Below are 25,617 nucleotides of genomic sequence, written 5' to 3' on the forward strand. Positions count from 1 at the left end.
CCCACCGCTCACCGGCAGGGTCACGCGCCGCGCTCGCGGCGCGAGACCACGGCCCGCAGCACCCGCCGGCCTTCGGCCGATACGTCCAGTACCGGCCGGAGCCCGGCGGCACCCGGACCGGCGGACGGTGTGTCGGCGAGGAACTCCAGGATCTGCGTCTGGCGCCGTTCCTCGCCGTCCACCAGCGGCCCGCCGCCGAGCTGTTCGTGCAGCTCCAGCGCGGTGGCCGAGCACGCCCCGGCCCATGCGCGCAGCGCCGCCCCGTCCCACTCGGACGGGGCGGCGCCCAGCATTTTCCGTACGAGTACGGCGGATTCCGCGTCGTCGGTGTCGGCCAGCGCGCCCCGGACCTCCACCAGCCGGTCGGCCCAGCCCGCCCCGCCCTCGGCGACGCTCTGCCACAACGGGCGGAGGAGGTCGTCGGGCACGGGCCCGAGCAGGGGAAGGCAGCGGTCGAGGCAGGCCAGCGCGGAGGCCGCCAGCCCCCGTTCACCGGCCTCGGCGATCAGTTCCTGCGCGCTCTGACTCATGGACGTCTCCCGTCGCGGACGCGGTACTCCCCTTACTGCGCCACATGACCGGATTTCGTCACTGCGTGTGGCTGGAACCCATCGGTTCAGCAACAACGACCGCCTCCGGCCCGCGCAGCGCCTTGGCGTTCTGCATCACCGTCAGACGGCGGACGACCACGATGGCGCACGCGGCCGCCGCGGCGCTCATGGTGTCGGCGGCCACCATCAGCCGAGCGGCACCCACGATCCGGTCCGGCGTGTCCGCCTTGTCGTACGCCATCGCCGCGGCGCGCCCGAGGAAGGCCGTCAGGAGCCACAGCGTCCACCACACGTTCACGACGGTGGCGGGCTCGTCCCCGGCGAGCTCACCGTGCGGGTCGCGTGCGCTCGCCCGCCAGCTCTGGCGGACGATCCGGCGCGGCATCCACAGGTTCAGCACGGGGACGAACCAGCCGCCGATCGCCCAGCCCGGCCCACTGGTCAGCACGTCGGGGGCGAAGACGGCGGCGTTCACCCGCACGCGGTGGAGCCAGACGATGAACACGACGGCGGTCGCGAGCAGTGTCAGCACCTGGAGCCGGCCCGCCGTGGTCATGAGCCAGTCGGCCTGCTCGGCCCCGGACTCCAGCCCGTCCCAGTCGCCCGCCGCCACGTCGCTCATGAACCCGTGCATATGGAGGTCGGCGAAGATCGCGAACAGGTCCACGGCGATCACGACGCCGAGCAGGGCCACAACGGCCCTGCTCAGTCCGACGGGTGAGCGGAGGACGGGCATGGTGTGAGCGGACATGTGAGCGGGCCCCCGCGGGTGTGGTCATGTACGCGACCGGTCGCGGCCGCCCGCGCACCGTACCTCAGGGCCGCATCAGGAGCCGCCGCCCAGCCGGTCCGCGAGCGTGCGGAAGTCCTCCCAGGTCAGTTGGGGTCTGGCCGGGTTCCACAGCTTCTGGGCCGTCGCCCGCAGCGGCAGCCGGATGCCGCGCGCCACCTGGTCCGTGGTCTGGGCGTTCGGCCGGTCGCCCCAGACGGCGAACCGGCCGCCGAGGATCTGGTCCGCGTACCGCTCAGGCACCGCCGACGAACCACGCAGCACCAGCGGCGTCCACTCCTGGTAGATCCGGCGGCCGGTGGGGTACGTGAACTGGTTCGGCTCGCCGAGCACGTAGTAGAGGTACTCGTCGTTGAGGTTCACCACCTGGCGGCCCTCGCGGAGGTACTCGACGGGCTCGCGCGCGCCGATCTCCTTGCCGGTCCAGTACTCGACCTCGATGCCCTTGTCGGCGCTGACCGCGCCACCGGAGAAGAAGCCGTCGTTCCAGGCCTTGGGCTTCTTCTTCGCCGCGCGCACCACGGCCGCCCGGTCGTTCAGCCAGCCGGTCGCCAGGTCCTCGACGCCCGCGTTCGGTCCGTACTTCTGCCGCGCCGCCCTGGCGAGCTGCGGGTAGGAGGCGGCCGGGTCGCGCACGGTCAGCGCCTGGTACTCGTCGGCGCCGATGTGGAACCAGGGGCCGGGGAACAGCTCCGCGTACTCGCGCAGCAGGTCGTCGACGATCCGTGCGGACTCGGGCCTGGAAATGTCGATGGCGCCCTGCCGGGGCGTGCCCTGGACGCTGCGCAACTGGAGCTGCGGGTGCGCCCGCAGGACCGCGCCGAGATGCCCCGGCGAGTCGAACTCGGGCACGACGGTGACGTGCAGGCGCCGCGCCAGGGCGAGGATGCGGCGGACCTCGGCCTTGCTGAGGTGCTGCGCCGCGACCACCTCGGGGTGCGAGTCGGAGGCGATCCGGATGGCCTGGTCGTCGGCGAAGTGCAGGTGGAGCTGGTTGAGCTTGAGGTCGGCCAGCTCCCGGACCCGGCTCTCGATCCAGCCGGCCGGGTAGTTCTTGCGGGAGATGTCGACCATCAGGCCGCGCTGCGGCTTGGCGGGCCGGTCGCGGATGACGCCCTCCGGCACGGTGCCGCCCGAGCGGAGCGCCTGCTTGACGGTCCGGGTGCCGTAGAAGACGCCCGCCTCGTCGGGCCCGGATATCCGTACCCGGCCGGCCCGGGTGGTGAGGGTGTACGACTCGGGGCCACCGGCCTGCCCGGTGTTCAGGGCCAGCTCGATGTCGCCCGCGCGGGCGGCGGCCTCGCCCCGGTAGGCGGTCTTCAGCTCGCCGGCGAGCAGCCGGGCCTCGTCGGCGAGGGCGCCGCTGCCCTTGGCGACCACGACCGCGCTGCCGCTGCCGGGCCGCCAGCCGGGACCCCGGGCGGGTTCGTGCTCGCGCACGGCGGGGATGGTGCGGGGCGCGGTGGAGAGCGGATACGTCCGTGTGGGTGACGGCGTGCGTGGTGGCGCGGGCGAGGTTTCGGGTGTCGTGGCCTTCGGTGTGGTGGTGGCCGCGGGTGTCGTCGTGGTGCCGGGGGCGGCTGTGCCCCGGTCGGCGTCGCCGTCGTTCCCGCAGCCCGCGACCGTGAGGGAGAGCACCACGGCCGCGACGAGACCCCCTGTGGAATGCCGGTTCACGCGCTTACCTCCGTGCATGGGCTGTCCATGGCTGTACGGAAACTCTCCCTTCCGGGTGAAATTCGTGCATCTCCCGTACAGCGCTCGCTCACCCTGGGTAACGTTGTGCCCCTTCCCTCACATCTTCCCCACATCTCCCGCTGTCCCTTTCGAGGAGCCCACGATGGCCGGCGACTCCACCGCAGGCGCCCCGAAGCGACCGCCCACGCTCCCGGCCAGGTCCGGCACGCCCGGCGCGGGCGCCGCCCGCCCCCGGCTGACCCAGCCGGAGGCCGCCCACGCGCTCGGCCGCCAGGGAGCCCCACCCGAGCCGCCACGCGCCACGCCCACCGCAGCCACCGGACCCGCCACACCCGCCACGCCCACCGCAGCCGCCACGCCCGGCGGCGCGCCACGACCCGGGCCCGCCACGCCCGGCGGGCCCGACACGCCCGCCATGCCCGGCCGTACCGGCGCCATACCTGCCCAGGCCGCCGACTCCCACGCCCTCGACGGCCTGGTCCGCTTCAACGCCGCCCCCGCCCGCGCCGCCGAGGGCGCCCTGCTCGCCTGCTGCGGCAGCCGCCGCTGGGCGCAGCGGATCGCCGCCCACCGCCCGTACCCCACGCTCGACGCGCTGCTCGCCGCCGCGGACGAGGCCAGCTACGACCTGTCCGGCGCCGACCTGGACGAGGCGCTGGCCGACGAGACCTCGGCCGGCCTGCCGCCCGGCACGCCCGCCGCCGCCCACACCGCCTGGGACGCCGCCCACGCGGCGTACGAGGCCCGCTTCCGTCACGCGTTCGTGATCTGCCTCGACGGCCACCGGCCCGAGGAGCTGCTCGACCAGGCGCTGGCGGGCATCCGCTCGCGCATGGGGAACCAGCCGGACGAGGAGCGGGCGATCGCCGCCGACGAGCTGCGCCGCCTGGCTCGTGCCAGATTGTCCCGTCTTGTCGCCGGACCCGGGCACCCCAATAGCCCGTCCGTGCTCGTTTGATTGCCTGTTTGATCACACTGGCGGACCCCGAGCGAGCGAACCGACAACTCGTCGCTACGATGACCGGGGCCGGTGGACCGTACCCGGCCGGGCCAGACCGACAGAGAAGCCGGCCGGCCCCAATCCCGCTCCCGGAGGGTTTTTCCGTGCCGGCTGGAACGCTGTACCGCGGCCGGGAAGGCATGTGGTCGTGGGTGGCTCATCGAGTCACCGGCGTCCTCATCTTCTTCTTCCTGTTCGTACACGTGCTGGACACCGCTCTCGTCCGCGTCTCCCCCGAGGCGTACGACGAGGTGGTCGCCACCTACAAGACGCCGATCGTCGCGCTGCTGGAGTACGGCCTCGTGGCCGCCATCCTGTTCCACGCGCTCAACGGTCTCCGCGTGATCGCCGTGGACTTCTGGTCCAAGGGCCCGCGCTACCAGAAGCACATGCTCTGGACCGTGATGGCCATCTGGTTCGTGCTGATGGTCGGGGCGATCTACCCCGTCCTGGGCCACGCCGCACGTGAATGGTTCGGGAGCTGACGCCAGACATGTCCACTGACCTCACCAAGTCCGCTGTCGGTCCCGTCGAGGGCGAGAGCCTCTACGACGTGGACAACCCGGCGCCGCTCATCGAGCCGCCCCGCAAGCGGACCAAGAAGACCCCGAAGTCGACCCGCGGCAACTTCGAGATGGCCGCGTGGCTCTTCATGCGCCTGTCCGGCATCGTGCTGGTCGTCCTCGTCATCGGCCACCTGCTGATCCAGCTCGTCCTGGACGGCGGCGTCTCCAAGATCGGCTTCGCCTTCGTGGCCGGCCGCTGGGCGTCCCCGTTCTGGCAGGTCTGGGACCTGCTGATGCTGTGGCTGGCGATGCTGCACGGCGCCAACGGCCTGCGTACCGTCATCAACGACTACGCCGAGCGCCCGAACACGCGCCTGTGGCTCAAGGGCCTGCTGTACACCGCCACGGTGTTCACCATCCTTCTGGGCACGCTGGTGATCTTCACCTTCGACCCGAACATCCGCTAGGCACGGGGCTGAGGAAATCCGCATGAAGATCCACAAGTACGACACCGTCATCGTCGGCGCCGGTGGCGCGGGCATGCGCGCCGCCATCGAGGCGACGAAGCGCAGCCGTACCGCCGTGCTGACGAAGCTCTACCCGACCCGCTCCCACACGGGCGCCGCGCAGGGCGGCATGGCCGCCGCGCTGGCGAACGTGGAGGAGGACAACTGGGAGTGGCACACCTTCGACACGGTCAAGGGCGGTGACTACCTGGTCGACCAGGACGCCGCCGAGATCCTGGCGAAGGAGGCCATCGACGCCGTCCTCGACCTGGAGAAGATGGGCCTGCCGTTCAACCGGACCCCGGACGGCACCATCGACCAGCGCCGCTTCGGCGGCCACTCCCGCAACCACGGCGAGGCGCCGGTGCGCCGGTCCTGCTACGCCGCGGACCGCACCGGCCACATGATCCTCCAGACGCTGTACCAGAACTGCGTCAAGGAGGGCGTGGAGTTCTTCAACGAGTTCTACGTCCTCGACCAGCTCATCACCGAGGTGGGCGGCGTCAAGAAGTCCGCCGGTGTGGTCGCCTACGAGCTGGCCACCGGCGAGATCCACGTCTTCCAGGCGAAGGCCGTGATCTACGCGTCCGGCGGCACCGGCAAGTTCTTCAAGGTGACGTCCAACGCGCACACCCTGACCGGCGACGGCCAGGCCGCCTGCTACCGGCGCGGCCTGCCGCTGGAGGACATGGAGTTCTTCCAGTTCCACCCGACGGGCATCTGGCGCATGGGCATCCTGCTGACGGAGGGCGCCCGCGGTGAGGGCGGCATCCTCCGCAACAAGGACGGCGAGCGCTTCATGGAGAAGTACGCGCCGGTCATGAAGGACCTCGCGTCCCGTGACGTCGTCTCGCGCTCCATCTACACGGAGATCCGCGAGGGCCGTGGCTGCGGCCCCGAGGGCGACCACGTGTACCTGGACCTGACCCACCTGCCGCCGGAGCAGCTCGACGCCAAGCTCCCGGACATCACCGAGTTCGCGCGTACGTACCTGGGCATCGAGCCCTACACGGACCCGATCCCGATCCAGCCCACCGCGCACTACGCGATGGGCGGCATCCCGACGAACGTGATGGGTGAGGTCCTGGCGGACAACACCACCGTCGTGCCGGGCCTGTACGCCGCCGGCGAGGTGGCGTGCGTGTCGGTGCACGGCGCCAACCGCCTGGGCACCAACTCGCTCCTCGACATCAACGTCTTCGGCAAGCGGGCCGGCATCGCCGCCGCCGAGTACTCGGCCAAGGCCGACTACGTCGAGCTGCCCGAGGACCCGGCCTCCTTCGTGCGGGAGCAGGTCGAGCGGCTGCGCAACTCCACCGGCACCGAGCGGGTCTCCGTACTCCGCAAGGAGCTCCAGGAGACGATGGACGCCAACGTGATGGTGTTCCGCACCGAGCAGACGATCAAGACGGCGGTCGAGAAGATCGCCGAGCTGCGCGAGCGGTACCAGAACGTGGCCATCCAGGACAAGGGCAAGCGGTTCAACACGGACCTGCTGGAGGCCATCGAGCTGGGCAACCTGCTCGACCTGGCCGAGGTCATGGCCGTTTCGGCGCTGGCCCGCAAGGAGTCCCGCGGCGGTCACTACCGCGAGGACTACCCGAACCGCGACGACGTCAACTTCATGCGCCACACCATGGCGTACCGCGAGGTCGGCGCCGACGGCTCCGAGACCGTGCGTCTCGACTACAAGCCCGTCGTCCAGACCCGCTACCAGCCGATGGAGCGTAAGTACTGATGGCTACCCCCGTACTGGACAAGGTGGAGAAGGACTCCGCAGCCTCGCCGTACATCACGGTCACCTTCCGGATCCGCCGGTTCAACCCGGAGGTCTCGGACGAGGCGCAGTGGCAGGACTTCCAGATCGAGATCGACCCGAAGGAGCGTGTGCTCGACGGTCTCCACAAGATCAAGTGGGACGTCGACGGCTCGCTGACCTTCCGGCGCTCCTGCGCGCACGGCATCTGCGGCTCCGACGCGATGCGGATCAACGGCAAGAACAGGCTCGCCTGCAAGACGCTGATCAAGGACATCAACCCGGAGAAGCCCATCACGATCGAGGCCATCAAGGGCCTGACGGTCCTCAAGGACCTGGTCGTGGACATGGAGCCGTTCTTCCAGGCGTACCGCGACGTGATGCCCTTCCTCATCACCAAGGGCAACGAGCCGACGCGTGAGCGCATCCAGTCCGCCGAGGACCGCGAGCGGTTCGACGACACCACCAAGTGCATCCTGTGCGCCGCGTGCACGTCGTCCTGCCCGGTGTTCTGGAACGACGGCCAGTACTTCGGTCCGGCCGCGATCGTCAACGCGCACCGCTTCATCTTCGACTCGCGCGACGAGGCCGGGGAGCAGCGGCTGGAGATCCTCAACGACAAGGACGGCGTGTGGCGCTGCCGCACCACGTTCAACTGCACGGAGGCCTGCCCGCGCGGTATCGAGATCACCAAGGCGATCCAGGAAGTGAAGCGCGCGCTGATCACGCGCCGCTACTGACGCTTTCTCTGGTTCTCAGGCGAAGGGCCCGTTTCCTCACGGAAGCGGGCCCTTTGTCCTGCGCATCGCCCATAGCGGTGGTTTGGCCGAACTGCGCGTAGACCGGATGGATGCCTCGGGCATGTAGTGGTGATCGGGAATCCGAATCTCGTCGCTTGCGAGGCCACCATGACGGAAGCCGTTGCGTTCCCCCAGGACCGCACCTGTCCCTACCACCCGCCCACCGCCTACCGGCCGCTGCGCGAGGAGCGGCCGCTGTCCCGTGTGACGCTCTACGACGGCCGCTCGGTGTGGGTCGTCACCGGGCACGCCGCCGCGCGCCAACTGCTGTCCGACCAGCGACTGTCCACCGACAACACCCATGAGTCGTTCCCGATACCGTCGGAGCGCTTCGCCGCCGTACGCGACCGCCGCTCGGCCCTGCTGGGCGTGGACGACCCCGAGCACAACGTCCAGCGGCGGATGCTGATCCCGAGCTTCACCCTCAAGCGCACGGCCGATCTGCGGCCGCGCATCCAGCAGACGGTGGACGAGCTCATCGACGCGATGGTCGAGCAGGGGCCGCCGGCCGAGCTGGTGTCGGCGTTCGCCCTGCCGGTGCCGTCCATCGTCATCTGCGACGTGCTGGGCGTGCCGTACGCCGACCACGAGTTCTTCGAGTCGCAGTCGCGCAGGCTGCTGCGCGGACCCACGGCCGAGGACACGGAGGACGCCAGTAACCAGTTGGAGGGCTATCTCGGCGATCTGGTTGAGCGTAAACGCGACAAACCCGGGGAGGGCGTCCTCGACGACCTGATCGCGCAGCAACTCACCCAGGGTCACCCGGACAAGCAGTTACTCGTCGAGCTCGCCACGATCCTGCTCGTGGCGGGCCATGAGACCACGGCGAACATGATCTCGCTCGGTACGTTCACGCTGCTCCGGCACCCGGAGCAGTTGGCCGAGCTGAAGGCCGACCCGGCGCTGATGCCGGCCGCCGTGGAGGAGCTGCTGCGGTTCCTGTCGATCGCCGACGGGATGCTGCGGGTGGCGAAGGAGGACATCGACATCGCGGGCGTGACGATCCGGGCGGACGAGGGCGTCGTCTTCTCGACCTCGGTCATCAACCGGGACACGGCCGCCTACGCCGACCCGGACACGCTGGACTGGCACCGGTCGGCCCGCCACCACGTCGCGTTCGGCTTCGGCATCCACCAGTGCCTGGGCCAGAATCTGGCGCGGGCGGAGATGGAGATCGCGCTGCGGACGCTCTTCGAGCGCCTGCCGGGGCTGCGGCTGGCGGCACCGGCCGAGGAGATCCCCTTCAAACCGGGGGACACGATCCAGGGGATGCTGGAGCTCCCCGTCACATGGTGAGGACGAGGCCCATGGACATTCTGATCGACAAGGACGTCTGCATCGGCGCGGGCCAGTGCGCCCTGACCGCGCCGGACGTCTTCACCCAGGACGACGACGGGTTCAGCGAGCTGGTACCCGGCAGCGAGAACGGCGCCGGCAGCCCTCTGGTGAGAGAGGCCGCCCGGGCCTGCCCGGTGAGCGCCATCAAGGTGGCGCCGTAGCGGTACCCGGACACCGGATGACCGCCCGGCGAGGAGTGCTCCCCGCCGGGCGTCGTCATGCGAGTTGAACATGTTCAAAGAGAGGTCTACAGTCAGGGTCATCACCATTTGAACGCGTTCAAAGGAGGGTGGGGGATGGACCTCACTGTGGTCGCGTACGTCATCTACCTGCTGATCAGCGTGGCGCTCACCATCTGGGTGGCGCGCACGCTCAGCCGGAACGGGCGGATCTTCCTCGCCGATGTGCTGCGGGGGAACGAGAAGCTCGCCGAGGCCGTGAACCACCTGCTGGTGGTCGGCTTCTACCTGGTCAACTTCGGCTTCGTCGCGCTCTACCTGAGCCAGGACGAGAGCGTCGCCGACGCCCGGCGGTTGTTCGAGGCCCTGTCGGTGAAGCTCGGCGTCGTCCTGCTCGTCCTCGGCGTGATGCACCTCGGCAACGTCTACGTGCTCAACAAGATCCGCCGGCGCGGCGCGCTGGAGCGGGAGCAGACGCCGCCGGTGCCGCCGCAGGGCTGGACCGGCCCGGCCACCGCGACCGGCGTGTGAGGCGACCGTGACCGGCCTGCCCGTGCGACGGCTCACCGTGCTGTACGACGCGCACTGCCCGCTCTGCGTCCACCTGCGGCACTGGCTGCGGCGGCAGCCGCAGCTCGTCCCGCTGGACCTGGTGCCCGCCGCCTCCGAGGAGGCCCGCCGCCGCTTCCCGGAGCTGGACCACCGCGCCACGCTGAAGGAGATCACGGTGGTCGGGGACGGCGGGCAGGTCTACCGTTCGAACGCCGCGCTGATCGTGTGCCTGTGGGCCCTGGTCGAGTACCGGTCCAAGGCCCACTGGCTGGCCACCCCGGCCGGGATGCCCTTCGCCCGGGCCACCGTCATGGCCGCCGCCAAGTGGCGCGAGGCGCTCGCCCCCGCCGGTGGCCCGGGGTGCGGGGACGGCCGGTGCGGCGTACCGGACGCGCCCCACTAGGCTCGGGGACCGTGAAGGACGTGAACGACGTGACGGACGCCCAGGCTCCGGAGCCCGCGAAGGCCACGAGGCCCGCCAAGGCGCCCAAGAGCGAGCAGACCCGCACCCTCATCCTCGAAACCGCGCTCCGGCTCTTCCAGGAGCGCGGGTACGACAAGACGACGATGCGGGCCATCGCCCAGGAGGCGGGCGTCTCCGTCGGCAACGCCTACTACTACTTCTCCTCCAAGGAGCACCTGGTCCAGGGCTTCTACGACCGGCTGGCCGCCGAGCACGAGGCTGCGGTCCAGCCGGTCCTGTCGGGCGACGAGGACCTGGCGGTACGGATCCGGGACTCGCTGCTGACGTGGCTGGACGTGGCGGAGCCGTACCACCCGTTCGCGACCCAGTTCTTCAAGAACGCCGCCGACCCCGAGAGCCCGCTCAGCCCCTTCTCCGACGAGTCGGTCGCCGCCCGTGAGGCCGCCATCTCCATCCACGAGCGGGTCCTGTTCGGCTCCGACACCAAGACCGCGCCCGAACTTGCCCAGATGCTCCCCCACTTGATGTGGCTGATGCAGATGGGGCTGGTGCTGTTCTGGGTGTACGACCGGACGGAGGGCACCGAACGCAGCCGCCGCCTCGTCGAGCGCACCGCGCCCATCGCCGCGCGCGCCATCGGGCTGTCGCGGTTCCGGGTGCTGCGGCCGCTGGTGCGGCAGGTGCACGAGGTCCTGGAGGAGTTCATGCCGGGTGCCGTCGAGCGGCGGACTAGATCCAACTGAGCCGCCACAAACGCCAGATGCCCGTGCCGTCCGACAGGTACGGCGAACCGGCGACGTCGTCGGTGCTCACGACGTAGTCCTTCTTCTGCCACAGCGGGACGAGCGGCACGTCCGCCGCCACCTCCCGCTGGATCGACTCGAAGTCCTTCATGGCCCGGCCCCGGTCGCCGTACTGCTGGGTGGAGGCGATCAGCCGGTCGACGCGTGGGCTGGCGTAGCCGTTGTGGAGGGTGTTGGCACGGCCGACGAGGGGCTGGGTGAAGCTGTCGGGGTCGGGGAAGTCCGGGACCCAGCCCAGCCCGTAGGCGTCGTAGGCGCCGCTCGCGTACCCCTTCTGGAAGGCCTTCCACTCCACTTCGACGACCTTCAGCTCGAACAGGCCGGCGGCCTCCAACTGCCTCCGCAGTTCGGCGGCCTCGGCGGCGTACGTGGGACCGGCGCGGTGGGCGTAGGTGAACCGGACCGGCGTCTCGACGTCCGCGTCGCGCAGCAGTCGCCTCGCGCGCTCGGCGCTGGGTTCCGGGTCCACGTCGTGGAAGGCGGTGTTGTGGCCCGCGAAGCCCTGGGGGATCAGCGAGTAGAGGGGCTCCACGGTGGAGTGGTGCGCGCGGGTGACGATGGCGGGCCGGTCGATGAGCGCGGCGACGGCCCGGCGTACGGCCTTGTCCGCCATCGGCGAGCCCGGCCGCACGTTGAAGACCAGGTTGCGGATCTCGGCGCTGCCGGCCTCCGTCATGTGCGTGCCGTCCGCGTTCGCGTCCATCCCGGACAGCGTCTTCGGCGGCAACTGACGGTGGATGACGTCGACCTGACGGTCCGTCCAGGCGGCGGCGAGGTCACCGGACTCCTTGAAGTAACGGACCTCCACCGGACCGCCGATCTTGCGGACGGCGCCCTTGTAGCGCGGGTTGGGCTCCAGCAGGGCACGGACGCCCGGCTCGTACGCCGCGAGGACGTACGGCCCCGAGCCGTCGACGCCGTGGCCCTCGCGCAGGGCGCCCCTCGGGTACTGGGTGCGGTCGACGATGGCGCCGGCGCCGGTGGCCAGCTTCTGGGGGAAGGTCGCGTCCCGGGCGCCGAGGTGGAACGTCACCGTGGAGCCGTCGGCGTCGACGCGGCGCAGAGCGGTGAACAGGGCGCGGGGCCCGACGTCCGCCCCTATTCCGAGCATGCGGTCGAAGGAGTACTTGACGTCCTCGGCGGTGACCTTGCGGCCGCTCGCGAACCGGAGGTCGTCGCGCAGTTCGCAGCGGTAGGTCTGGAGGTTCATCCCGGTGAACTCGCAGCCGGTGGCGGCGTCCGGGACAGGGACCGGGGAGCCCGGTTCGAAGGTCAGCAGCGACTGGAAGACGTTGCTGTACAGGGCCCACGAGCCGGCGTCGTACGCCCCGGCGGGGTCGAGGGACGTGACCTCGTCCGTCGTACCGACGGTGATCGGGTCGTCCCGGGCGCCGGCCGAGGGAAGTAACTGCCATCCCCCGATCCCGGCGGCGAGTAAGACGACGCACAAGACGAGGATCCGAAGACGCACCGAGCGCATGCCGTGATTCCCTTCACGCCACCCCTGCCGCGACGGAGTCACCCAATCACACGCTGTTGAATTGTGGAAGTCTGAACCTTCACACCGCCATCACATGGAGTTCTCAGGTCTGCTTGGAGGCGAGCTCCACGAGCGTGATGTCGGAGGGGGCGCCGACGCGGACGGGCGGGCCCCAGGCGCCCGCGCCCCGGGACACGTAGAGCTGGGTGTCGCCGTACCGTTCGAGCCCGGCGACGGTGGGGTTGGCCAGCTCGGCGAGGAAGTTGCCGGGCCAGAGCTGGCCGCCGTGGGTGTGGCCGGAGAGCTGGAGGTCGACCCCGTGCCGTACGGCGTCGTGGATGACGACCGGCTGGTGGGCGAGCAGCACGGCGGCGCGCGCCCGGTCGCGGTCGCCGAGGGCGGCGGCGAAGTCGGGGCCGTCGTCGTAGTTCTCCCCGGCGACGTCGTTCACCCCGGCGAGGTCGAACCCGGCGATCTCGACGCGCTCGTTGCGCAGCGGGCGCAGCCCGAGTTCGCGCACGTGGTCGACCCACTCCTCGGCGCCGGAGAAGTACTCGTGGTTGCCGGTCACGAAGAACGAGCCGTCCCGGGCCCGGAGCCGTGCGAGCGGCTCGGCGGCCGGGCCCAGGTTCTCGACGCTGCCGTCGACCAGGTCGCCGACGACGGCGACGAGGTCCGGCTGGGTGGCGTTGATCGCGTCGACGATCCGCTGGGTGTGGGCCCGCCCCAGGATGGGCCCCAGGTGGATGTCGCTCACGACCGCGATCCGGTACCCGTGCACGCCCCGGGCGAGCTTCGCGAGCGGCACGGTGACCCGCTTGACGCGCGGCCCCCGCATGACGCCGTACGTCCCGTACCCGACGGTGCCCAGCGCGGCCGCCGCGGCGGTGCCGCCGACGACCCGGGACACGAACAGCCGCCGGGAGACGGCGGGGGTGTCGCCCACTTCCCGTGGTGGGGAGGCCGGGCCGCCGGGCCCGGGAGCGGGTGCGGTCGCGGGAGCGGGAGCGGTCGCGGGAGCGGGAGCGGTCGCGGGAGCGGGAGCGGGAGCGGTCGCGAGTGCGGGCGCCTCGGGGGCGGCCTGGGCGGGGCCCGGCGCGGCGACCGGCACGGGTGCACCGGGCACGGGTACACCGTCCGGCTCGGGTGCACCGGGCTCGGGTGCGGCGTCCGGCTCGGGCGCGGGCGCCACAGCGGAGGCGGCCCGGCGTTCCAGGGCGCGGCGCAGCAGCGGACGGACCGCCTCGCCCACCACCAGGGCGAGCACCACGTACAGCAGCAGCGCCAGCCACAGGAAGCCCGGCCAGGCCACGGCCTGCTGGAGGGCGAACGGCGCCCCCGCCCGTCCCGCCGTCAGCGCGCCCACCGACAGCAGCGGCAGCACGACCACGGCGACCGTGCCCACGCGTCGCGCCACGCCGCCCGGCCGCGTCACGTCGCGCACCAGGCGGCGCCACACGTACCAGTGCACCGCCGCCAGCAGGGCGAGCACGACCACGATCACCAACAGGACGACCAGCACGACCCCGTACTCCCCTATCCGCGGTCGCGGCGCAATGCGCGTACGCCACGCAACCCGATGACGCCCACCACCGTCCCCAGAACAAAGGACGTGATGGCGAGCAGCAGATGAACCCAGAAGTAGGCAGTCGGGTCGCCCGCGTCGTCGAAGGCGAGACCGCTCCCGTCGTTCCAGAGATTCTTGACGAAAGTGATCCAGATGAACCAGCTCCACACCCCGAATGCGAGCAGGAACCAGGAGGCGGAGCGGCTGAGCTTCATGGGTTCAGTATCACCACCGCCGGTCGGGGGCCTTCTGCGGGGTGTGGTGTCGGGTTCGATGAACGCTCCCTGTACGTTCTCGACCGTGTCAGCTTTGAAAAAGACCGTGCTCTCGGTCGCCGCCGCCGCGCTGCTGCCCGTCCTCACCGCCGCCCCGGCCGTGGCGGCTCCGGGCCCGGACAAGGAGGACAAGCAGCCGAAGCCGCCCGCCGTCATGTCCACGGTCGGCGGGGCGATGCTGGGCAAGCCCGGTACGCAGGTCAACCTGGCCCCCGGCGTGCCCGTGCTGCCCAAGGAGGTGACGGGGCGCTCCTGGATCGTCGCGGACGCGGAGAGCGGCGATGTGCTGGCCGCGCACAACGCGCACTGGCGGCTGCCTCCCGCCTCCACCCTGAAGATGCTGTTCGCGGACACGTTGCTGCCCAAGCTGCCCCGCACCCGGTCGCACCTGGTCACGCCCCAGGACCTCGCGAAGGTCGGTGAGGGCTCCAGCCTCGTCGGCGTCAAGGAGAAGCAGGCGTACACCGTCCACGACCTGTGGCTCGGCGTCTTCCTCCGCTCCGGCAACGACGCCGTGCACGTCCTGTCGGCGATGAACGGCGGCATCGACAAGACGGTCAAGGAGATGAACGACCGCGCCGACGAACTCCAGGCGCTCGACACCGACGTCGTCTCCCCGGACGGGTACGACGCCGTGGGCCAGGTCTCCTCCGCGTACGACCTCACCCTCATCGCGCGCAGCGGCATGCAGAACAAGGACTTCCGGGAGTACTGCTCGACGCCCCGCGCGAAGTTCCCCGGGGAGGTCAAGCCCGGCAACAAGAAGCGCTCGACGTTCGAGATCCAGAACACCAACCGGCTGCTGACCGGTGACTACGGCATCCCGGCCTACCAGGGCATCGCCGGGGTCAAGAACGGCAGCACCACGCACGCGGGCGCCACCTTCACCGGGGTCGCCGAGCGGAACGGCAAGGTGCTGCTGGTCACCGTCATGAACCCGTCGGCGAAGGAGAGCCACGCCGTCTACAAGGAGGCGGCGCGCCTGCTGGACTGGGGTTTCGCGGCGTCCGGGAAGGTGAAGCCGGTCGGTGAGCTGGTGCCGCCGAAGTCGGCGAAGACCGGCACCGGGACGGGCGAGAGCGGCGGGAACGGCCAGACCGGGACGGGTGGCGGCGACCAGGCGGCCGGTGACGGCAACGGCAACGGCAAGGCGACGGTCGCGGCGGCCGGCGGCGCGGGCGGGGCCGGGACGGCGCTGGCGGTGGCCGGCGGGGTGCTGGTGCTGCTGGCGGGCGGGGTCTTCCTCGTCAACCGCCGTTGGCCGCTTCCGGAGCTGGTACGCCGTCGTCGGCAGCAGGCTCCTTCTCAGCAGCCTCCGTCCTAGAGCCGGTCGCCGTCCACGCGGCACAGAACAGCAGCAGCTTGGCGGTGAAGTTGATCCACAGCAGGAGGGCCACGGGCACCCCGAACGCCCCGTACATCGACTTCGCCGCCACACCCTTCATATAGCCGCCGAGCAGCAGCTTCAGCGCCTCGAAGCCGACCGCGCCGATCAGCCCCGCCACGACGAGGCGGCGGCGGGGCGGCTGGACGCCGGGCAGCAGGCTCAGGACGTACAGCAGGATCAGGAAGTCGGCGAGGACGGCGACCGCGAGGGCCCCGGCCTGGAGGAGGACGCCACCGGCGCCGCTCCCGGAGATCCCGAGCCGTTCGGCGGTCCAGCCGACGGCGGTGGAGCCCAGCCCCGAGGCGGCGAGCGAGGCGAGCCCGGTCGCGCCGAGGCCGAGGAGGATCACGGCGTCCTTGCCCTTGCGTACGAAGGGGTTGTCGTCCCCGTCGTCCAGGCCCCACACCGCGCGCAGGCACTCGCGCATGGAGCCCACCCAGCCGATGCCGGTGAAGAGGAGGAACGCGCCGGCGACGAGTCCGACGGGCCCGGCGTTGGCGACGAGCGTGTCCAGGTCGAGCTGTTCGGAGATGCCGGGGACCTGCTCGGCGAGCTTGTCCTCGATGTCGCGGAGCTGTTCGGCGCTGAGCAGCGCGGCGCCGACGGCGGCGGCGACGGCGATCAGCGGGAAGAGGGCGAGGAAGCTGATGAACGTGATGGCCGCGGCCAGGCGGGTCCAGTGGGCGTGGTCGAGGGTCTCGTACGAGCGCCAGGCGTGCGTCCGCAGCAGGCGAGCGGCCCAAGGGCCGATGACGGGGAGCTTGGTCAGCCAGTCCATGCCGTGCCCCTACCCCCTTGATCCGACTGACCCGAAGACCAGGGTGCGGGTGCCCCAGAAGCGCAGGCAGGTGGCGAGCACCATGCCCACGCCGAGCCCCGAGACGGTGTCGGCGAACGGGGAGGTGAGCCCGAGCCCGTAGTGCGACGCGCCGAGACACGCCATCTGCACGGCCGCGCCCGCCAGGTTGACCCCGAAGAACGCCCCGTACTCGCGGAGGTGGACGCCGCGGCGGCGGTACGTGCCGAGGGCGTTGCCCAGGTAGGCGACGGTGCAGCCGGCGAGGAAGGCGAGCGCCTTGGCGGGCAGCGGGTCGAGGTGGGGCCGGAGCAGGAGGAAGAGGCCGAGGTCGGCGGCGTACGCGACACCGCCCGCGAGCAGGAAGCCCGCCGCCTCGCGCCTCACAGGTCCGCCACCGCCATCCCGTACATCGCGAGCCACGCGAGGCCGATGACCGCGAGCGGGCGGTCGCGCAGGACGACGTCCTCGGGAGCGCCGGCGGTGCCGCGGTCGGCGAAGACGGCGTAGCGGAGGACGGCGAGGATGAAGGCGATGGTGGAGAGCTGGCGCCAGGTGCCGCTGTGCTCCAGGGCCCAGAGGCAGTAGCCGAGCACGGCGACACCGGCGGCGAGCTGCCAGACGAAGCGGAGGTAGCCGGTCGTGTACTCGGTGAGCAGCACCCGTGTCTCGCCCCTTCCCTCCATCTGCACGGCCTCCGAGTACCGCTTGGCGGCAACCATGAAGAGGGCGCCGAAGCCGGTGGTGATGAGGAACCAGCGCGAGAGCGGGATGCCGAGCGCCACCCCGCCGATCATGGCGCGCATGACGAAGCCGGTCGTGACGACGGCGAGGTCGACGACGAGGACGTGCTTGAGGCGGAGGCAGTAGGCGAGCTGCATCACCAGGTACGCGGCCAGCAGCGCGGCCGTCAGGGTGTTGCACAGCACGGCCCCGCCGGCGAGCGCACCGAGCGCGAGGACGCCGCCGGTCCCGTACGCCACGGACACGGGTACCTCCCCGGCGGCCACGGGGCGGTGGCACTTGACCGGGTGGGCGCGGTCGGCGTCGGCGTCACGGGCGTCGTTGACGAGGTAGACGGCGGCGGCCGCGGCGGTGAACAGCGTGAAGACGATGCCCAGTTGGAGGGCGGTGTGCCGGGAGGCGAGCTGCCCGGCGGCGGCGGGCGCGGCGGCCACGAGCACGTTCTTGACCCACTGGCGGGGCCGCGCCGCCCGTACGAGCCCGAGCGGCAGGACGACCGCCGGGGGTACCGGCCGGGTGGCGGCGGCCGCCGCGACGGTCGGCTCAGCCACGGCGGCACCTATTGCAGAAACGATCCGCCGCGTCCCGCAGGCGCCAGGCCGTCACGGCACCCAGCAGGGCTCCGGCCGCCACGTCGGTCGGATAGTGCACGCCCACCACCAGGCGGGAGACGCACATCGCCGCCGCCACGGGCACGCCCACCCACCGCGCGCCCGGCCGCACCGCCCCGAACGCCACCGCCGCGGCAGCCGCCGACGCGGCGTGCGAACTGGGGAACGAGTACCGCCCCACGACGGGCGCCGGCAGGCCCCGCCCCACGCGGCCCCGGGCGCCCTCGACGGCCGGGGCGCCCTCGACGGCCGGGACGCCCTCGACGGCCGGGACGCCCTCGACGGCCGGGACGGGAGAGCCGTACGGGACGACGGTGAAGCCGGCCGGATCCGCGACACCCGGACCCGCCACCACGGACACCGGCGCGACGCACGAGCAGGCGCCCACGCCACCGGGCGCGGCGCCCGGGGCGCCGGAACCGGGCGCGGGCTCGGCGCACGGGCAAGGGCGACCACCCAGGGCCCGCGCGGCGGGCGCGGGCGCCATGACCGGGGCGACGACGCCCGGCGGGGGCGCGCCCGGGACGGGTGGGGCGACCGGGGCCACGGCGCCCGGCGGGGGCGCGGGCGTGGCGGGAGGACCACCGGAGGGCACCGCTACCGGCGGGGGCGCCAAGGCCGGGCGGGGGCGGCGGGCGAGGGGTTTGAGGGCCATGGCGGCCAGGTGGGCCGTGGCCGTGAGGGCCGTGGCGCGGAGCCAGGGGGTGCGGCGTGCGGGGTCGGCCGCGGCGGCGGCGAGGCCGGCGGCGAGCCAGAGGGCGCCGTGCTCGCCGGCGTACGACAGCGTGCGCGCGGCCGCCGCCACCGTCGGCCGGCGGCACCCCCAGGCGTGCAGCGCGTACAGCAACGACCGGTCGGCCCCCGCGTATCGCATCCTCCGCCACCCCTTTCGTCGTCCGTGGACGTGTGCACCAAGGGCGACTCTGGCGCGCCGCGCGCCGGAGGAGGCGGCAATCTTTCATGACACTCGTTTAATCACCCATTTCGGCGAGCCGGGCGACTCGACCGACAAACCCGTCAAACGTGACAACCTCGGCGATACGGTCGCATTCATGTCTCACGTCGACACCTCCGCCGAGCCCGCCGAGCCGGTGACCGGCTGGGGCCGCACCGCCCCCAGCGTCGCCCGCGTCCTGCGTCCCCGCAGCTATGAGGAGGCCGCCGAGGCGGTCCGGGCCTGCGGCACGCGCGGGGGCATCGCCCGCGGTCTCGGCCGCGCCTACGGCGACGCGGCGCAGAACGCCGGCGGCGCCGTGCTCGACATGACCGCCCTCGCCCGCATCCGCTCGATCGACGCGGACGCGGGCGTCGTGGTCTGTGACGCGGGCGTCAGCCTGCACCGCCTGATGGAGGTGCTGCTGCCGCTCGGCTGGTTCGTCCCGGTCACCCCCGGCACCCGCTACGTCACCGTCGGCGGAGCCATCGGCGCCGACATCCACGGCAAGAACCACCACGTCTCCGGTTCCTTCAGCCGCCACGTGCGGGCCTTCGACCTCCTCACCGCCGACGGCACGATCCGCACCGTCGTCCCCGGCACCGACCTGTTCGACGCCACCACCGGAGGCATGGGCCTGACCGGGGTGATCCTCTCCGCCACCGTCCAGCTCCTCCCCGTCGAGACGTCCCTGATGTCCGTCGACACCGAACGCGCCGCCGACCTCGACGACCTGATGGCCCGCCTCACCGCCAACGACCACGGCTACCGCTACTCCGTCGCCTGGATCGACCTCCTCGCGCGCGGCGCCGCCACCGGCCGCGCCGTCCTCACGCGCGGCGACCACGCCCCGTACGACGCGCTCCCGGCCCGGCTGCGGCGCGACCCCCTCGCGTTCCGCCCCGGCAGGCTGCCGGCCGCCCCCGCCCGCGTACCCGAGGGGCTGCTCAGCCGCGCGACCGTCGGGCTGTTCAACGAGCTCTGGTACCGCAAGGCGCCCCGCCACCGCACCGGCGAGCTCCAGCGGCTGTCCGCCTTCTTCCACCCCCTGGACGGGGTCCCGCACTGGAACCGGGTGTACGGGCGCGGCGGCTTCGTCCAGTACCAGTTCGTCGTCGGGTACGGGCGGGAGGACACCCTGCGCCGCATCGTGCGCCGCATCGCGCGCCGGGGCTGCCCCTCGTTCCTGGCCGTCCTGAAACGGTTCGGGGAGGGCGACCCCGGCTGGCTCTCCTTCCCCATGCCGGGCTGGACGCTGGCGCTGGACATCCCGGCCGGGCTCAGCGGCCTCGGCACGTTCCTGGACGAGCTCGACGAGGAGGTCGCGGGCGCGGGCGGGCGCGTCTACCTCGCCAAGGACTCGCGGCTGCGCCCGGACGCGCTGCGCGCCATGTACCCGCGGCTGCCGGACTTCCTCGCCCTCCGCGCCGAGCTGGACCCCCGCGCGGTGTTCACCTCGGACCTCGCCCGCCGCCTCGGCATGTAGCCCCGACGCAAGGAGTACGTCGTCATGAAGGACGCCTTCGGCGCCCCCCAGTCCCTGCTCGTCCTCGGCGGCACGTCCGAGATCGCCCTCGCCACCGCCCGCCGGCTGATCGCCCGCCGCACGCGCACGGTCTGGCTGGCCGGCCGCCCCTCCCCCGCCCTGGACGCCGCCGCCGCGTCCCTCCGGGAGCTGCGCGCCGGTGTCGTCGTGCACACCGTGCCGTTCGACGCGCTGGACCCGGCCGCGCACCAGGAGACCCTGGGGAAGATCTTCACCGAGGGCGACATCGACATGGTGCTGCTCGCCTTCGGGGTCCTGGGCGACCAGGCGCACGACGAGGCGACGCCGCTCGCCGCCGTCCAGGTCGCCCAGACCAACTACACCGGCGCCGTCTCGGCCGGGCTGACCTGCGCCGGCGCCCTCCAGGACCAGGGCCACGGCTCCCTGGTCGTGCTGTCGTCGGTGGCCGGCGAGCGCGCCCGGCGCGCCAACTTCATCTACGGCTCCAGCAAGGCCGGGCTGGACGCCTTCGCCCAGGGCCTGGGCGACGCCCTGCACGGCACGGGCGTCCACGTCATGGTCGTCAGGCCCGGCTTCGTACGGACGAGGATGACCGCCGGGCTGGCCGAGGCGCCCCTCGCGACGACGCCGGAGGCGGTGGCGTACGCGATCGAGCTGGGGCTGCGGCGCCGGTCGGAGACGGTGTGGGTGCCGGGCGCGCTGCGCCTGGTGATGGCGGCCCTGCGGCACCTGCCGCGCCCGGTCTTCCGCCGCCTGCCGCTGTGAAAGCGCCGGCGTCAGCTACGGGTGGTGGCCGGCTCGTCGACGGGTGAGCCCTGGGCGGGCACGGAGGGAGCCGGGCGGCCGACGCCGAACTCGTACTCGGACAGTTGCCGCCACACCCCGTCCGGTCCCTGCTCGTACAGGGCGAAGGAGCCGACGGTCCACGACGCCTCGAAGTCGGCCAGCTCCTCGTACGCCCGGTCCATCGCCTCATCGGCGATGCCGTGCGCCACGGTGACGTGCGGGTGGTACGGGAACTGGAGCTCCCGCTCCAGCGGGCCCGAGCTGTCCCGGACCCGCTTCTGGAGCCAGGAGCAGGCCGCCGCGCCCTCCACGACCTGGACGAAGACGACCGGCGACAGCGGCCGGAAGGTCCCCGTACCGCACAGCCGCATCGGGAACGCCCGGCAGGCCGCGGCGACCTCGGCGAGGTGCGCCCGGATCGCGGGCAGTCGCACCGCATCGACCTCGGTCGGCGGGAGCAGCGTGACGTGCGTGGGGATGCCGTGCGCGGCGGGATCACCGAAGCCCGCGCGCCGCTCCTGGAGCAGGCTGCCGTACGGCTCCGGGACCGCGATCGAAACGCCGAGCGTTACGGTCCCCACGTCGTTCTCCTCAGTTCGGTCGTCCAGTCATCGGCTTCAGCCGCCAGTGTGGCGGCTGGACCCGTCGTGTGGCCAGAGTCGTTGGATCCGGCACCGGAGCAGCGCCGGTGCTGTGCCGGTGCTGTGCGGACACGCACCGGCGCTCGCGCCGGTCTCAGTGCTTGGCGGGCAGGAAGCCCACCTTCTGGTACGTCTGCGCGAGCGTCTCGCCGGCGACCGCGCGGGCCTTCTCCGCACCCTTGGCCAGGATGGAGTCCAGCGTCTCGGGGTCGTCCAGGTATTCCTGGGTGCGGGTCTTGAACGGGGTCACGAAGTCGACCATGACCTCGGCGAGGTCGGTCTTCAGCGCGCCGTACAGCTTGCCCTCGTAGCTCCGCTCCAGGTCGGGGACGGAGGTGCCGGTGAGGGTGGACATGATCGTCAGCAGGTTGCTGACGCCCGGCTTGTTCTCGGGGTCGAAGCGGATCACGGTGTCGGTGTCGGTCACCGCGCTCTTCACCTTCTTCGCGGTCGCCTTCGGCTCGTCGAGGAGGTTGATCAGGCCCTTCGGGGTGGAGGCCGACTTGCTCATCTTGACCGAGGGGTCCTGAAGGTCGTAGATCTTCGCGGTCTCCTTCAGGATGTACGGCGCCGGGACCGTGAACGTCTCACCGAAGCGGGCGTTGAACCGCTCCGCCAGGTCGCGGGTGAGCTCGATGTGCTGGCGCTGGTCCTCGCCGACCGGCACCTCGTTGGCCTGGTACAGCAGGATGTCGGCGACCTGGAGGATCGGGTACGTGAACAGGCCGACCGTGGCGCGGTCGAGGCCCTGCTTGGCGGACTTGTCCTTGAACTGGGTCATGCGGGACGCCTCGCCGAAGCCGGTGAGGCAGTTCATGACCCAGGCGAGCTGCGCGTGCTCGGGGACGTGGCTCTGGACGAAGAGCGTGCACCGCTCCGGGTCGAGGCCGGCGGCGAGGAGCTGGGCGGCGGCGAGCCGGGTGTTGGCGCGCAGCTCGGCCGGGTCCTGCGGGACGGTGATCGCGTGCAGGTCGACGACCATGTAGAAGGCGTCGTGGGTCTCCTGCAGCGCGACCCACTGACGGACCGCGCCGAGGTAGTTGCCGAGGTGGAACGAGCCGGCGGTGGGCTGGATTCCGGAGAGCACACGAGGACGATCAGAGGCCATGTTCCTCATTCTCTCAGGTGCCACCGACAGCTCGGGAACGGATGCGGGCCGCTGCCGGTGACCGCCGCGAATGAGACGAGAAACACAGTGCCCGGCGGCGCCCCGGCGGTGTCACGGCCGGGGCGCCGACGGGACGCCGAGGGGCGCCGACGGGGCTCGTTACGCCGGGATGCCGGGGGCCGGGTGCTCGGCCATCAGGGCGGCGACCTCGGCGCGGATCGTGGTGAGGGCGTCCTCGTCGCCGGTGCGGGCGGCGGTGACGCCCCGGTCGATCCAGTCGGCGACGGCCGCCATGTGCTGCGTACCGAGACCCCGGGAGGTGAGCGAGGGGGTGCCGATGCGGATGCCGGAGGGGTCGAAGGGCTTGCGCGGGTCGTAGGGGACGGTGTTGTAGTTCACGACGATCCCGGCGCGGTCCAGGGCCTTCGCGGCGACCTTGCCCGGCACGTCCTTGGGGGTGAGGTCCATCAGGATCAGGTGGTTGTCCGTGCCGCCGGAGACCAGGTCGAAACCGCGGGCGAGCAGCTCCTCCGCGAGGGCCCTGGCGTTGGCGACGACCTGGTGCGCGTAGTCCCGGAAGGAGGGCTGGGCCGCCTCGTGGAGGGCGACGGCGATGGCGGCGGTGGTCTGGTTGTGCGGGCCGCCCTGGAGGCCGGGGAAGACGGCCTTGTCGATGGCCTTGGCGTGCTCCTCCCGGCACATGAGCATCGCGCCGCGCGGTCCGCGCAGGGTCTTGTGGGTGGTCGTGGAGATCACGTCCGCGTGCGGCACGGGCGACGGGTGCGCGCCGCCCGCGATCAGGCCGGCGATGTGGGCGACGTCGGCGACGAGGACGGCGCCGGCCTCACGGGCGATCTCGGCGAAGGCGGCGAAGTCGATGGTCCGCGGCAGGGCGGTGCCCCCGCAGAAGATGACCTTGGGGCGCTCCTTGAGGGCCAGGTCGCGCACCTCGTCGAAGTCGATCAGCCCGGTGTCCTGGCGCACCCCGTACTGCACGCCCCGGAACCACTTGCCGGTCGCGGAGACGCCCCACCCGTGGGTGAGGTGGCCGCCCATGGGGAGGGCCATGCCCATCACGGTGTCGCCGGGCTCGGCGAAGGCGAGGTAGACGGCGAGGTTGGCCGGGGAGCCGGAGTAGGGCTGGACGTTGGCGTGGTCGACGCCGAAGAGGGCCTTGGCCCGGCCGATGGCGAGCAGCTCGACCTGGTCGATGTTCTGCTGGCCCTCGTAGTAGCGCCGGCCCGCGTAGCCCTCGCTGTACTTGTTCTGCAGGACGGTGCCCGAGGCCTCCAGTACGGCGTGGGAGACGTAGTTCTCACTCGGGATCAGCCGCAGCGTCTCGGCCTGAAGCCGCTCCTCCGCGCCGACGAGCGCGGCGAGTTCGGGATCGGCGGCGGACAGGGCCGGGTGGTGGGCGGGAAGGGGAAGGCTGGTCATGGCGTCCTCCAGGGGGCCGGCAGCACGGACGAGGTCTCCGGGTGCCCAGGCGGGCGGCACCCTCGTGTGGTCTGCCGCGCACGGCTCCCCCGGGGTCGCTTCCCCGTACGCCAGTCGCCGCGCGTATCCCTTAGCCTAGCCGCCACCCAGGGCGCGAGGTTTCTTCGTCCGCATGGCGAGCGACGATAGAAAGAGGCGCCACTCCCGCCCCACGCCGCAGGACGAACGGAGATCCCGTGTCGAGCACACAAGACGCGATCGCTTCCGCCGAGGCGCACAGCGCGCACAACTACCACCCGTTGCCCGTCGTCGTGTCGTCGGCGGAGGGTGCCTGGATGACCGATGTCGAGGGGCGGCGCTATCTCGACATGCTCGCCGGCTACTCGGCGCTCAACTTCGGCCACGGCAACCGGCGGCTGATCGAGGCGGCGAAGGCGCAGTTGGAGCGGGTGACGCTGACGTCGCGGGCGTTTTACCACGACCGGTTCGCCGAGTTCTGCACACGGCTCGCCGAGTTCTGCGGCATGGAGATGGTGCTGCCGATGAACACCGGCGCGGAGGCGGTGGAGACCGCCGTGAAGACCGCCCGCAAGTGGGGTTACCGCGTCAAGGGCGTGCCCGACGGCATGGCGAAGATCATCGTGGCGGCGAACAACTTCCACGGCCGGACGACCACCATCGTCAGCTTCTCCACCGACCCCGAGGCCCGGGCGGACCACGGCCCGTACACGCCGGGGTTCGAGATCGTGCCGTACGGGGACCTGACGGCGATGGACGAGGCCATGACGGACAACACCGTGGCCGTGCTGCTGGAGCCGATCCAGGGCGAGGCCGGGGTGCTGGTGCCGCCGCCCGGGTACCTGCCGGCGGTCCGGGAGCTGACCCGGCGGCGGGACGTGCTGTTCATCGCGGACGAGATCCAGTCGGGCCTGGGGCGCACGGGCCGGTCGTTCGCCTGCGAACACGAGGGCGTGGTCCCGGACATGTACCTGCTGGGCAAGGCGCTGGGCGGCGGCGTCGTACCGGTGTCGGCGGTCGTGTCGAGCGCGGCGGTGCTCGGGGTCCACCGGCCGGGCGAGCACGGGTCGACGTTCGGCGGGAACCCGCTGGCGTGCGCGGTGGCGCTGGAGGTGCTGGCGATGCTGCGCACCGGCGAGTACCAGCAGCGCGCGGCCGAGCTGGGCGACCACCTCCACCACGAGCTGGGGCTCATGGTGGGCGGCGGAGCCGTGGAGGCGGTGCGCGGCCGTGGCCTGTGGGCCGGCGTGGACATCGTGCCGAGCCTGGGCACGGGGCGGGAGATCTCCGAAAAGCTGATGGACCGCGGTGTCCTCGTGAAGGACACCCACGGCTCGACCATCCGCATCGCCCCGCCCCTGGTGATCAGCAAGGAGGACCTGGACTGGGGCCTGGAGCAACTGCGCCAGGTGCTGCGCTGACG

At 71.9% G+C, this 25,617-nt stretch carries 26 protein-coding genes, 1 pseudogene and 1 riboswitch; of the genes and pseudogenes, 14 read left to right on the forward strand and 13 right to left on the reverse strand.

All coding sequences use genetic code 11. The features are described 5' to 3' along the window. Window positions 1-20 precede the first annotated feature (20 nt). From ACZ46W_RS28765 to ACZ46W_RS28775, 3 genes are all read right to left on the reverse strand, one after another. Window positions 21-530, reverse strand: coding sequence for a hypothetical protein (locus ACZ46W_RS28765; RefSeq protein WP_468343498.1), 510 nt, complete (start codon window positions 528-530; stop codon window positions 21-23). Between the two features lie 58 nt (window positions 531-588). Beyond that, complete coding sequence (locus tag ACZ46W_RS28770) at window positions 589-1,302, reverse strand: DUF4328 domain-containing protein (protein WP_468343501.1); 714 nt, start codon at window positions 1,300-1,302, stop codon at window positions 589-591. Window positions 1,303-1,377: 75 nt separating this feature from the next. Next, window positions 1,378-3,036, reverse strand: a complete 1,659-nt coding sequence (locus tag ACZ46W_RS28775) for a family 20 glycosylhydrolase (protein ID WP_468343504.1) — start codon at window positions 3,034-3,036, stop codon at window positions 1,378-1,380. Window positions 3,037-3,181: 145 nt separating this feature from the next. On the opposite strand from ACZ46W_RS28775, the gene ACZ46W_RS28780 reads away from it, so the two are divergent. The 10 genes from ACZ46W_RS28780 to ACZ46W_RS28825 all read left to right on the forward strand — a co-directional run bounded on the left by ACZ46W_RS28780 (window position 3,182) and on the right by ACZ46W_RS28825 (window position 10,843). Then, window positions 3,182-3,997, forward strand: coding sequence for a 2-oxo-4-hydroxy-4-carboxy-5-ureidoimidazoline decarboxylase (locus tag ACZ46W_RS28780; RefSeq protein ID WP_468343507.1), 816 nt, complete (start codon window positions 3,182-3,184; stop codon window positions 3,995-3,997). A gap of 146 nt (window positions 3,998-4,143) precedes the next feature. Further along, window positions 4,144-4,524, forward strand: coding sequence for a succinate dehydrogenase, cytochrome b556 subunit (gene sdhC, locus ACZ46W_RS28785; RefSeq protein ID WP_366130560.1), 381 nt, complete (start codon window positions 4,144-4,146; stop codon window positions 4,522-4,524). Between the two features lie 8 nt (window positions 4,525-4,532). Further along, entirely contained in the window at window positions 4,533-5,012 is a 480-nt protein-coding gene (locus ACZ46W_RS28790) for a succinate dehydrogenase hydrophobic membrane anchor subunit (protein WP_351809476.1), read from the forward strand. A gap of 22 nt (window positions 5,013-5,034) precedes the next feature. Then, entirely contained in the window at window positions 5,035-6,789 is a 1,755-nt protein-coding gene (gene sdhA / locus ACZ46W_RS28795; RefSeq protein WP_468343512.1) for a succinate dehydrogenase flavoprotein subunit, read from the forward strand. After that, window positions 6,789-7,547 carry a succinate dehydrogenase iron-sulfur subunit gene (locus ACZ46W_RS28800; protein WP_468343515.1) on the forward strand — a complete coding sequence of 253 codons (759 nt, stop codon included), beginning with the start codon at window positions 6,789-6,791 and terminating at the stop codon, window positions 7,545-7,547. The genes sdhA and ACZ46W_RS28800 overlap by 1 nt, the downstream gene beginning before the upstream one ends. 168 nt (window positions 7,548-7,715) lie before the next feature. After that, a complete protein-coding gene (locus ACZ46W_RS28805; RefSeq protein ID WP_468343518.1) occupies window positions 7,716-8,903 on the forward strand; it encodes a cytochrome P450 in 1,188 nt (395 codons plus the stop codon). A gap of 11 nt (window positions 8,904-8,914) precedes the next feature. Further along, window positions 8,915-9,106: a ferredoxin gene (locus ACZ46W_RS28810; protein WP_468343521.1), complete on the forward strand. Its 192-nt coding sequence runs from the start codon at window positions 8,915-8,917 to the stop codon at window positions 9,104-9,106. A 135-nt stretch (window positions 9,107-9,241) separates the two neighbouring features. Continuing rightward, window positions 9,242-9,655 (forward strand): hypothetical protein, encoded by a 414-nt coding sequence (locus ACZ46W_RS28815; protein ID WP_468343524.1) that lies wholly within the window; start codon window positions 9,242-9,244, stop codon window positions 9,653-9,655. Between the two features lie 7 nt (window positions 9,656-9,662). After that, the gene (locus ACZ46W_RS28820; RefSeq protein WP_468343527.1) at window positions 9,663-10,079 is read left to right on the forward strand and encodes a thiol-disulfide oxidoreductase DCC family protein; all 417 of its coding nucleotides are present in this window, start codon (window positions 9,663-9,665) and stop codon (window positions 10,077-10,079) included. A gap of 20 nt (window positions 10,080-10,099) precedes the next feature. Further along, window positions 10,100-10,843, forward strand: coding sequence for a TetR/AcrR family transcriptional regulator (locus tag ACZ46W_RS28825; protein ID WP_468344365.1), 744 nt, complete (start codon window positions 10,100-10,102; stop codon window positions 10,841-10,843). Here ACZ46W_RS28825 and ACZ46W_RS28830 read toward each other — a convergent pair. The 3 genes from ACZ46W_RS28830 to ACZ46W_RS28840 all read right to left on the reverse strand — a co-directional run bounded on the left by ACZ46W_RS28830 (window position 10,830) and on the right by ACZ46W_RS28840 (window position 14,165). After that, complete coding sequence (locus ACZ46W_RS28830; protein WP_468343530.1) at window positions 10,830-12,383, reverse strand: ABC transporter substrate-binding protein; 1,554 nt, start codon at window positions 12,381-12,383, stop codon at window positions 10,830-10,832. The genes ACZ46W_RS28825 and ACZ46W_RS28830 overlap by 14 nt on opposite strands. A gap of 103 nt (window positions 12,384-12,486) precedes the next feature. Beyond that, the gene (locus tag ACZ46W_RS28835) at window positions 12,487-13,905 is read right to left on the reverse strand and encodes a metallophosphoesterase (protein WP_468343533.1); all 1,419 of its coding nucleotides are present in this window, start codon (window positions 13,903-13,905) and stop codon (window positions 12,487-12,489) included. 14 nt (window positions 13,906-13,919) lie between these two features. Beyond that, window positions 13,920-14,165 carry an SCO4848 family membrane protein gene (locus tag ACZ46W_RS28840; RefSeq protein ID WP_366130551.1) on the reverse strand — a complete coding sequence of 82 codons (246 nt, stop codon included), beginning with the start codon at window positions 14,163-14,165 and terminating at the stop codon, window positions 13,920-13,922. A gap of 85 nt (window positions 14,166-14,250) precedes the next feature. Here ACZ46W_RS28840 and ACZ46W_RS28845 point away from each other — a divergent pair, with 85 nt between their 5' ends. Next, the gene (locus ACZ46W_RS28845) at window positions 14,251-15,549 is read left to right on the forward strand and encodes a D-alanyl-D-alanine carboxypeptidase family protein (protein ID WP_468343536.1); all 1,299 of its coding nucleotides are present in this window, start codon (window positions 14,251-14,253) and stop codon (window positions 15,547-15,549) included. On the opposite strand, the gene ACZ46W_RS28850 is transcribed toward ACZ46W_RS28845, so the two are convergent. The 4 genes and pseudogenes from ACZ46W_RS28850 to ACZ46W_RS28865 all read right to left on the reverse strand — a co-directional run. Continuing rightward, window positions 15,473-16,390, reverse strand: a complete 918-nt coding sequence (locus tag ACZ46W_RS28850; protein WP_468343539.1) for a YihY/virulence factor BrkB family protein — start codon at window positions 16,388-16,390, stop codon at window positions 15,473-15,475. The genes ACZ46W_RS28845 and ACZ46W_RS28850 overlap by 77 nt on opposite strands. Window positions 16,391-16,399: 9 nt before the next feature. Further along, on the reverse strand, window positions 16,400-16,795 hold the full coding sequence (locus ACZ46W_RS28855) for a GtrA family protein (protein ID WP_468343542.1): 396 nt from the start codon (window positions 16,793-16,795) through the stop codon (window positions 16,400-16,402). After that, window positions 16,792-17,703: a decaprenyl-phosphate phosphoribosyltransferase gene (locus tag ACZ46W_RS28860; protein ID WP_468343545.1), complete on the reverse strand. Its 912-nt coding sequence runs from the start codon at window positions 17,701-17,703 to the stop codon at window positions 16,792-16,794. Before ACZ46W_RS28860 ends, ACZ46W_RS28855 begins: the two co-directional genes overlap by 4 nt. Continuing rightward, window positions 17,696-18,028 (reverse strand): annotated as a pseudogene (locus tag ACZ46W_RS28865) (phosphatase PAP2 family protein); the annotation flags it as partial. The pseudogene ACZ46W_RS28865 and the gene ACZ46W_RS28860, both read right to left, overlap by 8 nt. 787 nt (window positions 18,029-18,815) lie before the next feature. On the opposite strand from ACZ46W_RS28865, the gene ACZ46W_RS28870 reads away from it, so the two are divergent. Together ACZ46W_RS28870 and ACZ46W_RS28875 are read left to right on the forward strand one after the other, a co-directional pair. Next, complete coding sequence (locus tag ACZ46W_RS28870) at window positions 18,816-20,183, forward strand: FAD-binding protein (RefSeq protein ID WP_468343548.1); 1,368 nt, start codon at window positions 18,816-18,818, stop codon at window positions 20,181-20,183. Window positions 20,184-20,207: 24 nt separating this feature from the next. Continuing rightward, window positions 20,208-20,969, forward strand: coding sequence for a decaprenylphospho-beta-D-erythro-pentofuranosid-2-ulose 2-reductase (locus ACZ46W_RS28875; protein WP_468343551.1), 762 nt, complete (start codon window positions 20,208-20,210; stop codon window positions 20,967-20,969). 11 nt (window positions 20,970-20,980) lie between these two features. Here the strand turns inward: ACZ46W_RS28875 and ACZ46W_RS28880 are convergent, their stop codons facing one another. From ACZ46W_RS28880 to ACZ46W_RS28890, 3 genes are all read right to left on the reverse strand, one after another. Continuing rightward, complete coding sequence (locus ACZ46W_RS28880; protein WP_468343554.1) at window positions 20,981-21,571, reverse strand: 2'-5' RNA ligase family protein; 591 nt, start codon at window positions 21,569-21,571, stop codon at window positions 20,981-20,983. A gap of 154 nt (window positions 21,572-21,725) precedes the next feature. Further along, a complete protein-coding gene (gene trpS, locus ACZ46W_RS28885; protein ID WP_468343557.1) occupies window positions 21,726-22,739 on the reverse strand; it encodes a tryptophan--tRNA ligase in 1,014 nt (337 codons plus the stop codon). A 159-nt stretch (window positions 22,740-22,898) separates the two neighbouring features. Beyond that, on the reverse strand, window positions 22,899-24,176 hold the full coding sequence (locus ACZ46W_RS28890) for a serine hydroxymethyltransferase (protein ID WP_468343560.1): 1,278 nt from the start codon (window positions 24,174-24,176) through the stop codon (window positions 22,899-22,901). A gap of 36 nt (window positions 24,177-24,212) precedes the next feature. After that, a riboswitch (ZMP/ZTP riboswitch) is annotated at window positions 24,213-24,304 on the reverse strand. Window positions 24,305-24,412: 108 nt separating this feature from the next. Here ACZ46W_RS28890 and rocD point away from each other — a divergent pair. After that, window positions 24,413-25,615, forward strand: a complete 1,203-nt coding sequence (rocD, locus tag ACZ46W_RS28895; RefSeq protein WP_468343563.1) for an ornithine--oxo-acid transaminase — start codon at window positions 24,413-24,415, stop codon at window positions 25,613-25,615. The last annotated feature ends 2 nt before the right edge of the window (window positions 25,616-25,617 follow it).

It is taken from the genome of Streptomyces sp. NPDC031064 (assembly GCF_055570965.1).

Bases quoted from the DNA above. Each gene is read 5' to 3' on its own strand.
- ACZ46W_RS28890 (WP_468343560.1), bottom strand. From the start codon at position 24,176: ATGACCAGCCTTCCCCTTCCCGCCCACCACCCGGCCCTGTCCGCCGCC.
- ACZ46W_RS28790 (WP_351809476.1), top strand. From the start codon at position 4,533: ATGTCCACTGACCTCACCAAGTCCGCTGTCGGTCCCGTCGAGGGCGAG.
- ACZ46W_RS28810 (WP_468343521.1), top strand. From the start codon at position 8,915: ATGGACATTCTGATCGACAAGGACGTCTGCATCGGCGCGGGCCAGTGC.
- ACZ46W_RS28850 (WP_468343539.1), bottom strand. From the start codon at position 16,390: ATGGACTGGCTGACCAAGCTCCCCGTCATCGGCCCTTGGGCCGCTCGC.
- ACZ46W_RS28875 (WP_468343551.1), top strand. From the start codon at position 20,208: ATGAAGGACGCCTTCGGCGCCCCCCAGTCCCTGCTCGTCCTCGGCGGC.
- ACZ46W_RS28840 (WP_366130551.1), bottom strand. From the start codon at position 14,165: ATGAAGCTCAGCCGCTCCGCCTCCTGGTTCCTGCTCGCATTCGGGGTG.
- ACZ46W_RS28815 (WP_468343524.1), top strand. From the start codon at position 9,242: ATGGACCTCACTGTGGTCGCGTACGTCATCTACCTGCTGATCAGCGTG.
- ACZ46W_RS28770 (WP_468343501.1), bottom strand. From the start codon at position 1,302: ATGTCCGCTCACACCATGCCCGTCCTCCGCTCACCCGTCGGACTGAGC.
- ACZ46W_RS28830 (WP_468343530.1), bottom strand. From the start codon at position 12,383: ATGCGCTCGGTGCGTCTTCGGATCCTCGTCTTGTGCGTCGTCTTACTC.
- trpS (WP_468343557.1), bottom strand. From the start codon at position 22,739: ATGGCCTCTGATCGTCCTCGTGTGCTCTCCGGAATCCAGCCCACCGCC.
- sdhA (WP_468343512.1), top strand. From the start codon at position 5,035: ATGAAGATCCACAAGTACGACACCGTCATCGTCGGCGCCGGTGGCGCG.
- ACZ46W_RS28870 (WP_468343548.1), top strand. From the start codon at position 18,816: ATGTCTCACGTCGACACCTCCGCCGAGCCCGCCGAGCCGGTGACCGGC.
- ACZ46W_RS28765 (WP_468343498.1), bottom strand. From the start codon at position 530: ATGAGTCAGAGCGCGCAGGAACTGATCGCCGAGGCCGGTGAACGGGGG.
- ACZ46W_RS28780 (WP_468343507.1), top strand. From the start codon at position 3,182: ATGGCCGGCGACTCCACCGCAGGCGCCCCGAAGCGACCGCCCACGCTC.
- ACZ46W_RS28775 (WP_468343504.1), bottom strand. From the start codon at position 3,036: ATGCACGGAGGTAAGCGCGTGAACCGGCATTCCACAGGGGGTCTCGTC.
- ACZ46W_RS28805 (WP_468343518.1), top strand. From the start codon at position 7,716: ATGACGGAAGCCGTTGCGTTCCCCCAGGACCGCACCTGTCCCTACCAC.
- ACZ46W_RS28800 (WP_468343515.1), top strand. From the start codon at position 6,789: ATGGCTACCCCCGTACTGGACAAGGTGGAGAAGGACTCCGCAGCCTCG.